General features: G+C 50.2%; 1 protein-coding gene. It reads left to right on the top strand.

Annotation, left to right across the window (positions count from 1 at the left end):
* Nucleotides 1-128: 128 nt before the first annotated feature.
* Nucleotides 129-566 (top strand): IS6 family transposase (locus Q4577_RS23690; protein ID WP_303473390.1); only part of this gene is annotated, 438 nt, incomplete at its 3' end.

The following is a 566-nucleotide window of genomic DNA, read 5'->3' as shown; positions in this document are numbered from 1 at the left end:
GGTAGTGTCGCAAAGTTACGGATTTCGGTTGCGTTGCTGGGCGTGTAGAACCAGACCCGACCCTTTCCCGAGACCGCGTCAGGATTGACGAGTTGATCAGTTTCAAAAGTGCGCAGTAGCCGAAATCCGTGATTCTAAATGCTGTTTATTTCTATGTTCGTTTTCCCGTAACATGTCGCGACCTCGAAGAGATCATGGCAGAACGCGGCGTTGATTTGGATCATGCGACGCTCAACCGGTGGGTCGAAAAATACGCGGGCGCCATTTCTGAAGAAGCATATCTGTGGAATTCACCGATTGGCCGCTCGTGGCGAATGGATGAGACCTATGTCAAAGTAAAGGGCAAGTGGACATACTTGTACCGCGCAATCGACAAGGAAGGAAAAACCCTAGGCTTCATCCTGTCGGAATGCCGCGACGAAGCCGCAGCAACTGGTTTTTTCGCGAAAGCCGTCGGCAATAACGGCTGGTATCCGTTGATCACTGTTCGGCGTACGAAATACCTCAACAATTTCATTGAGCAGGATCTTCGGTTCATCAAAAAAATTTTCCGGCCGATGCAGACT

The sequence above is a fragment of the Marinovum sp. 2_MG-2023 genome (assembly GCF_030548265.1).
Classification (GTDB): Bacteria; Pseudomonadota; Alphaproteobacteria; order Rhodobacterales; family Rhodobacteraceae; genus Marinovum.
The sequence above is the reverse complement of the archived record's forward strand: the minus strand, read 5'-3'. Positions and strand labels throughout refer to the sequence as shown.